At 60.0% G+C, this 6685-nt stretch carries 4 protein-coding genes; 2 read left to right on the top strand and 2 right to left on the bottom strand.

Translation table 11 applies throughout. The features are described from left to right. Positions 1-1798 (top strand): copper-translocating P-type ATPase (locus AC13C0_RS04085; RefSeq protein WP_482953987.1); only part of this gene is annotated, 1798 nt, incomplete at its 5' end. A 22-nt stretch (positions 1799-1820) separates the two neighbouring features. Here AC13C0_RS04085 and AC13C0_RS04080 read toward each other — a convergent pair. Beyond that, a complete protein-coding gene (locus AC13C0_RS04080) occupies positions 1821-2936 on the bottom strand; it encodes a phospholipase D-like domain-containing protein (RefSeq protein ID WP_341582619.1) in 1116 nt (371 codons plus the stop codon). Positions 2937-2938: 2 nt separating this feature from the next. Next, positions 2939-3979 carry a type II glyceraldehyde-3-phosphate dehydrogenase gene (locus tag AC13C0_RS04075; protein WP_341582618.1) on the bottom strand — a complete coding sequence of 347 codons (1041 nt, stop codon included), beginning with the start codon at positions 3977-3979 and terminating at the stop codon, positions 2939-2941. 294 nt (positions 3980-4273) lie between these two features. Here AC13C0_RS04075 and AC13C0_RS04070 point away from each other — a divergent pair, with 294 nt between their 5' ends. Then, a complete protein-coding gene (locus AC13C0_RS04070; RefSeq protein ID WP_446685825.1) occupies positions 4274-6679 on the top strand; it encodes a copper-transporting P-type ATPase in 2406 nt (801 codons plus the stop codon). The last annotated feature ends 6 nt before the right edge of the window (positions 6680-6685 follow it).

The following is a 6685-nucleotide window of genomic DNA, read 5'->3' as shown; positions in this document are numbered from 1 at the left end:
CCCGAGCTGGCCGTTTTTCGTCGCCGCCTGGCGAGCGCTTCGCAACGGAGTGCTCAACATGGCCGTGCTCGTGGTCCTGTCCGTGGGCACGGGGTATCTGTTCAGCGTCGGCGCGACCTTTTTCTTTCCCAGTGTTCAGTTTTACGAAGCGGTGGCGGTGCTTCTGGTCTTTATCCTGCTCGGCCACTGGCTGGAGATGCGTGCCCGTGCCGGGGCCTCAAATGCCATTCGCTCGCTGATGGATCTTGCTCCGCCCATGGCGAATGTACTGCGCGACGGGCGCGAAACCGAGGTTCCCACCTCCGACGTTCTCAAGGACGACGTCGTCGTTATCCGGCCCGGTAATAAGATCCCCGTTGACGGTGAAGTCCTGGAAGGCGAGTCGCAGGTTGATGAATCCATGCTGACCGGGGAATCCATGCCGGTGGCCAAGAAGCCCGGCGATGCGGTGATCGGTGCGACCATCAACAAAAGCGGAAGTTTCAAATACCGCGCAACCAAGGTTGGTGCCGACACAGCGCTTGCGCAGATCGTCAAGCTTGTGCAGGAGGCACAGAACTCCAAGGCCCCGGCGCAGCTGCTTGCCGACAAGGCGTCCCAATGGCTGGTGCTGATCGCGGTCGTCATTGGTCTTGCGACCTTCGCGGCCTGGTTCTGGTGGATAGGTCAGCCGCTGCTTTTCGCCCTGACGCTGACCATCACGGTCTTCGTTATTGCCTGTCCCGACGCGCTCGGGCTTGCCACGCCGATGGCAGTCATGGTGGGTACCGGCCTGGGCGCCATGAACGGGATTCTGTTCAAGAACGCCGGCGCGCTGGAGGAGGCGACGAAGCTCGACATGGTGGTCTTTGACAAGACCGGGACACTGACGATGGGCGAGCCCGAGGTGGTCGAGGTGGTTGCCGCTTCCGATGTGACGGTTGATGAGGTTCTCGCGCTGGCGGCCACTGTGGAACAGGGCTCCGATCATCCGCTGGCGCAGGCGATTTCGAAGCGTGCGGCAGATCTGGAGGTGCAGACATTGTCCGGCTTCCAGAACATCGAAGGCAAAGGTGCGCAGGCCGAAATCGGGGGCCGGGAGGTTCTTCTGGGCAACCGTCGTCTGATGGACGAACGCCAGGTTGCGATGAATGGTCTGGATTCCGAGGCTCAGCGGCTCCAGGGGGCCGGGCAGACGGTCGTGCACATCGCGCACGGGGGCCAGTTGGTTGGCCTGATCGCCATTGCGGATGCCCCGCGACCGACGGCTGCGGCAATGGTAGCCAAGTTGCGTGAACGAGGCGTCGAGGTTGCCATGCTGACCGGGGACAATAAGGCGACCGCCGACCGGATCGCGGCGAGCCTTGGCATCACCACCGTTCTCGCCGATGTCCTGCCGGGGCAAAAAGCAGACAAGGTAAAAGAGCTGCAAGGCCAGGGCAAGCGAGTGGGCATGGTCGGCGACGGCGTCAATGACGCCCCGGCGCTGACACAGGCCGACGTAGGCTTCGCGATTGGCGCCGGCACGGACGTTGCCATCGAAAGTGCCGACGTGGTGCTGATGAAAAGCGACCCTTACGACGTTGTGGGGGCGATTGAGCTGTCACGGGCGACGCTGCGGAAGATGTACCAGAATCTGTTTTGGGCAGTTGCCTACAATGTGATTGCCTTTCCGGTGGCCGCTGGCCTGTTCTACCCCTTTGTCATCAGCCCGGAAGTGGCGGCGCTGGCCATGTCGGGGAGTTCGGTCCTGGTTGCCGTGAATGCGATGTTGCTTAAGCGGACGCGGCTGGAGGGTATCCATGCAGCGGTAAGCTAAGCCCCGGTCTACGTGGACTCGTTTAAAGCCACTTGCGTAGCAGCAGGCCAAGCGTGTCATACACACCTTTTATGAATCCGCGGTGTTTCCAGGTGATGCCAGTGATTTCACTGGCATCCTGCAAGTCAGTTATGAACTCGTTTCTTAACTGGTCATTCAAGGCTTCGTTTGTGGAGATCAGCGTCAGTTCATAGTTAATAAACAAACTTCTGTAGTCGAAGTTCGCGGTCCCTATGCTGCCCCAGGCATCGTCAACGAGCAGTACTTTGGAATGCAATAGCCGGGGTGTGTACTCGAATATGCGAACGCCGTGCTCCAACAGTTCTCCGTAAATGGCGCGGGCGGCCCATTGTGCGGGGGTCGAGTCGGTCTTTTCGGTGGTCAGAATCCGCACATCGACCCCCCGGCGGGCCGCGAGAACAAGTAGTTTGCGTAATCCACGATCCGGAACGAAATAGGGCGTCGCCAGCCAGATTTTGTCCGATGCTCCGGCCAGTTGCTCTTTGATGGCACACCGCAACTGGACACGACAGGTGCGTGTTGTATTGGGAATGATCCGGCTGTCGCTGACTGTGTGACTGCCCGGGTTCCATTGCGTGTCACCGCACCAGAAGGCGTTGAACAGAGCGTCAGCCTCTGTGGCCAGAGGCCCGTTGATGCAGACATGCATGTCGCGCCATCGCTGGGGGCCGTAAAAGCGCCTTGAACCCTTGCGGTGAATGTTGAACCCGCCGATATACGCCGTTTCACCATCAATGACCAGCAGTTTACGATGATCGCGACGGTTATAGCGCATCGGTTGCCGCCAGCTCCAGCGGTGAAAGCGCTGCAGGCGGACGCCGGCGGCCCTGAGCTGGCGCCGGTGCTGCCGCGTAAGGACGCCGCTTGAGCCCAGCGCGTCAACGTGAATGCGAACGTCGAGGCCGTGGCGGGACTGCTTCATCAGTTCATCGAGCAGCTCAGCCCCCACCTCGTCCGCCGCCAGGATATACGAAGCGAGAAAGATACGCTGGCTGGCGGTACGGATCGAGCGGGCCATCTCCGCATAGAGTTGGTCTCCCTCACCGAACAGCCTGAACACATCCTTCACGGCCCCGCTCTCGGGTTCACAGGCAGCATCGCCGGGGTTGCCGTTCATATCTATAAGCCAAAAGAGCCGATACCCAGGCTGTCATTGGTGTTTCTGATCGACGTTTCCCCATCGTGTTCGGCCCCGGTAAGTGCGCGTATGGCATCGATGGTTTCCGGAACAACAATCGCCTGGTTGTCGACCATATAGGCATAGAACAGCTCATTGCCCTGCACCTTGAGCATGTCTTCCCAAAGTGCGACTTCATACAGGCTGTCGTGAGGCCGGCCAAGGTCGGCCATCAATTCCTTGACGCTGTTGATCGCGCTGAGCCCGTCACTGATCCGGATAAGGGCGATGCGGGAGGAAGTGCGAAACGCGTCGAGCACTTCGTCCCTGCTCGCATCACGTGTCAGTTGTACCGACCAGTAGTGCAGGTGGGCCAGTGTCTCCGGAACCTTGACCGCCATGGTTACCACATCCAGGTCCGGGTCGACACTTTGGGCATCCGGGCCCTGGTGACTGGGAATCTCCGGCTCTGGCACGACCGTATTCATGATCCCGCCCTGATGGCTCTCCCAGGGATCGGTGGCCCGGCGCAGAAGGGTTCCCCGTGCCCGGTCCAGCAGCCCGTGGCGTTTGAGCGCTGACAGGGTACGAATGATCGACGTCGTGTTGCACGATACAACGCGCGTGCAGTCACGGCCGACAGCGCTGGCGTAGTTGGCCTCGGCAACGAATGAATGGCCCGTGCTTTCATGTTTCTCGCCGCCATGAACGATGTACTTGATGCCGAGCTGCCGGTAGGTTTCGATGTTCTTGCTGGCCAGGTGTTTCGGTGTACAGTCCACCACGATGTCAGCGGCCTCAAGCAGGTCGTCAAGCGTGCCGGAGACATCAAGCCCTGCGGCCCTCATGCCGGTGGCATGCTCCGGAGTGGCGCCGTAAAGCGAGTATCCCTTGTGCAGGGCGGCCCGTGGCCGCCAGTCCGTGGCAATGTCAGCCACGCCGGCCAGGGCCATGTCTTTCTGTACGGCAACGGCGTCAGCTACCCGTTTGCCAATAACGCCATAGCCATTGATGGCGACCCGAATAATTCCCTGAACGGCCATATTTGCCCCCCGGTTTCCTGAAAAAGAGTGAACGATCCTGCCAAATCCCCAGTGTAACCACAGTATAGGCGAAGGCTGAATTTCAACTGAACATCCCTGTGAATATGTATCTTGGTGCACTGGCAGTTGCGAAAAGTTGATGCCAGTCAAAAAAGAAATGGCGCTAAAGTCCTTTTCAGGTTCAGTTCAGTCTGGTGTAGTGGGATGATAAACCAGCATGCGGCAATTCCATTACCGGGAGCCAGGTCGAACACTGTGTGGCTGGCCTGGAACAAACGAAAGGATGAACGGACGATGTCTGCAAAACATAATAGCGCTCGTGACGAGAATGACGAGAATACTGTAGCCGGAGAAGCAGGGGGGAAGTATACCTGCCCGATGCATCCGGAGGTGGTATCCGACGAGCCGGGAGACTGCCCCAAATGCGGAATGCACCTTGTGCCTATGGAGCAGGCCGGAACGAGCTCCCATTCCGGTCATTCGCACCATCATTCCGGTCATTCGCACCAGTGTTCCGGAGAGCATGAAAAACCGTCAGGTGATGACCGGAAATATGATCGCGTGCCGCCTGGATATTCGGGTGTGGTCTACACCTGTCCCATGCACCCTCAGGTGCGCCAGACCAAGCCCGGCGCCTGTCCTATCTGTGGCATGGGGCTGGAAACGGAGTCTGCCGCCGTTGACGATGAGGGTCCTAACCCCGAGCTGGTGGACTTTTCCCACCGTTTCTGGGTTGCCCTGGTCTTTACGGTCCCCCTGCTGATTCTGACCATGACCCCCTATGTTGGCATCATGGCCGTTCGCGAATTCTTTGGTGAGCGGGCCTCGCTCTGGATTGAGCTCGTGATCGCCACGCCCGTGATTCTCTGGTCCGGCTGGCCCTTCTTTGTCCGGGGCTACAATTCGTTTCGCACAATGAACCTGAACATGTTCAGCCTTATTGGCATGGGGGTCGGGGCGGCCTACATCTTCAGCATCGTGGCGGTGCTCCTGCCAGGGATCTTCCCGGAAGGCTTCCGGGACTCCGAGGGTAACGTTGGCGTTTATTTTGAGGCGGCAGCCGTTATTGTCACGCTGGTCCTGCTGGGCCAGGTGATGGAGCTGAAGGCTCGTGAGGGCACCGGCAAAGCCATTCGGGCGCTGCTGGATATGGCCGCGAAAACGGCGCGCGTGATCCGGCCCGATGGCACCGAGGAAGAGGTCGCTCTGGAGGATGTGAAGGTCGGTGATCATCTGCGGGTACGCCCCGGTGACAAGGTGCCGGTGGATGGTGTGGTTGTTGAAGGCCGGTCTTCCATCGATGAATCAATGATTTCCGGGGAGCCGGTTCCGGTGGAGAAGGTCGACGGTGACAAGGTAACCGGGGCCACCATCAACGGCACCGGAAGTCTGGTGATGGAGGCGACCCGGGTGGGGGCGGATACCACGCTTAGCCAGATCGTCGAAATGGTCGCTAATGCCCAGCGCAGCCGTGCGCCTATCCAGAAGTTTGCCGATATGGTGGCTGGCAAGTTCGTACCGGCCGTGATTGCCGTGGCGGCCCTGGCCTTTGTGGCGTGGGCCATCTGGGGGCCGGCGCCGGCTCTGTCTTACGCGCTCGTGTCCGCCGTGGCGGTTCTCATCATTGCCTGTCCCTGCGCACTGGGGCTGGCCACACCCATGTCGATCATGACAGCAACGGGGCGAGGCGCCCAGGTGGGTGTGCTGATCAAGAACGCCGAAGCCCTGGAGCGTTTTGCCAAGGTGGACACCCTGATTGTCGATAAAACCGGCACCCTGACAGAAGGCAAGCCAAAGCTGGTGGCCGTGCTGCCGGAATCGGATCATGACGAGACCGAGGTCCTGAGGCTGGCGGCCACGCTGGAGAAGGGGTCGGAGCACCCGCTTGCCGAAGCCATTGTCTCTGGTGCCGAGGCGCGCAATGTGACACTCGGCAAGGCTGACGACTTTGAGGCGGTCACGGGCAAAGGGGTTAAAGGGGTTGTTGATGGCAAGCCGGTGGCACTGGGCAATGCCAGGCTGCTGGAGGAACTGGGGCTGGACGGCGGCCATCTGATGGAGGTTGCCAATGCCAGGCGCGACGAGGGTGAAACGGTTATGTTTGTGGTGCTTGACGGCGCCGTTGCGGGCCTTGTAAGCGTTGCCGATCCCGTCAAGGAAACAACGCCGGCCGCGCTGAGGGCGCTACATGCCGCGGGATTCCGCGTCATTATGGCAACGGGTGACAATGAGCGCACCGCGAAGGCAGTGGCGGGCAAACTCGGTATTGATGAGATTCGCGCCGATGTGCTGCCAGAAGATAAGGCCAGCATCATTCGCGAGCTTCAGAGCCAGGGACGCAAGGTGGCGATGGCAGGGGATGGGGTCAATGACGCGCCTGCCCTGGCCCAGGCCGATGTTGGTATTGCAATGGGAACCGGTGCGGATGTCGCCATTGAGAGCGCGGGCTTTACCCTGGTCAAGGGCAACCTCGACGGCATTGTCCGGGCCAGGCGGCTGTCCCGGGCGACGATGCGCAATATCAAACAGAACCTGTTTTTCGCGCTGATCTATAATGGTGCGGGCGTACCGATAGCGGCGGGCGTGCTCTATCCATTCTTTGGCATCCTGGTAGGGCCTATCTTTGCCGCCTTCGCAATGAGTGCGTCCTCTTTGTCAGTGGTGATGAACTCCCTGCGTTTGCGTCGCGAGAAAATCTAGGGGGGC

It is taken from the genome of Marinobacter sp. B-21 (genome assembly GCF_056857895.1).
The sequence above is the reverse complement of the archived record's forward strand: the minus strand, read 5'-3'. Positions and strand labels throughout refer to the sequence as shown.